Below are 1790 nucleotides of genomic sequence, written 5' to 3'. Positions count from 1 at the left end.
CAACTTGCATTGCAATGTCAGATGAAATACCAAAGAATGAACAGGCAAGAGGAATCAGCATTAAAGAACCTCCTGCAATTCCTGATGTACCACAGGCACCAAGAATAGCTGCTACACACATTAAGAATGCAATTGCAAAATTAACATCCATATTAAGTGTATGAACAGTAGCCATTGTCATAATAACAATTGTTACTGCAGCACCAGCCATATTGATAGTACAGCCAAGAGGAATTGAAATAGAGTATGATTCTCTTGGAATATTCAGTTTTTCACATAAGGCTAGGTTTACAGGAATGTTTGCAGCTGATGATCTTGTAAAGAAAGCTGTAATACCTGAATTTGCAACTGCTGTGCATACTAGAGGATATGGATTCTTTTTAGTAACAGCAAATACAAGAATAGGATTTATTATAAATGCAACAATCAGCATTGTTGCAACAAGAACCATTACAACATGTACATAGCTTAATAGGTTTGAAAAACCGCCTTCCTGTGTGCAAGAAGCATATACAAGGCCTAAAACACCTAATGGTGCAAAACGGATCACAATTCTTACAACACCAGAGATAATTGAAGCAAAATCAGATAAAACTGATTTTGTATTGTCAGTAGCTCCTCTGAATAAAATTCCAAAAAGGATTCCCCAAAGTAAAATTGCAAGATAATTGCCGCTTATTAGAGCATTTACAGGATTATCAACTGCCTTTTTAATACATGCAGTTAAAACCTCTGATACGCCAAGTGGAGCTGTTGCAACCGCCTTATCAGCAAGATGCGGAAATGAACTTGGAAATAATGTTGCCATTACAAGAGCAGTAGCAGCTGACAGAATCATTGCAATGATATAAAGCATGAAGATTGGCTTTAACTTTGCGTTAGTTCCTGACTGATGCTTTGCAATTGATGCTGATACCAGAACAAATACAAGTAGTGGTGCAATTGCCTTAAGGCCTGATACGAACAGATCACCGAGCAGTGAAATGAATGCCTGTCCTTCTGGCACAAGCATGGCTAAAAGAATACCTAGGATCATGCCAATAATAATCTGCATGATAAAAGGTACTGCATTAAAGAATTTGTATACGGCACCTTTTGGATTTAAAGCGTGGATCATAAAAACTCCTTTTTTGTTTAATCTTTCGGATTATACAAAAAGTAGGAATAATTGTTGTTATCTTCTAAATGACACTATTACAATCTTCACAAAAAATTTCTCTTATGCTCTCTTTTAGACACTAATGAATAATGATATGCACAAATAGAGCATAACCTGTAATCTTTTCAAGCATATTTAAATTTTGAGAAAATATCTATGCTAAAACTTTAATCGAGTAGGTAAGAGGTGTTAATCTACCTGCTGATATTCAGTGATAGCTCTTACATGAGGATCTGCATTATAAACAGCGGCAATCCTTAAAAGCTCTTTTTGAGGAAGAATATTGCCATAATCTCGATTTTTAATCTGCTCAATTGCTTCATTAAGTTTAGTTTTTGCCAAAGGATCACTATCGGCATACTTAAGCTCAATGACAATTCTTCTGTTGAGTCTTTCAATAACCAGATCAGCTCTTCCTTTTGAAGAATGTACTTCAGCTGATACTTTAGCTCCTGCAGCTTTTAGATAAATACAGATATATCCTTGAACAGATGATTCAGAGTTTAAAGGAAATTTATCATATGAAACTGTATTTAATGCTGTATTGAACAAATCAATTATCTGTTTTGCATTACCTTCATCTAGTATGTTCTTGCCATCAACATTTACAGATGTTTCCTTCTTTAAAGCT

2 protein-coding genes are annotated in these 1790 nt (G+C 35.0%); both read right to left on the bottom strand.

What is annotated here, in order from left to right:
- Positions 1-1117 (bottom strand): serine/threonine transporter SstT (gene sstT / locus ACJML3_RS10245; protein WP_406022950.1); only part of this gene is annotated, 1117 nt, incomplete at its 3' end.
- A gap of 231 nt (positions 1118-1348) precedes the next feature.
- A partial coding sequence (locus ACJML3_RS10240; RefSeq protein ID WP_406022948.1) for a PD-(D/E)XK nuclease domain-containing protein occupies positions 1349-1790 on the bottom strand: 442 nt, incomplete at its 5' end.

It is taken from the genome of Succinivibrio sp. (assembly GCF_045124615.1).
Lineage (GTDB): Bacteria > Pseudomonadota > Gammaproteobacteria > Enterobacterales > Succinivibrionaceae > Succinivibrio > Succinivibrio faecicola.
Note: the sequence above shows the minus strand (reverse complement) of the source record. Positions and strands in the feature narration are given on the sequence as shown.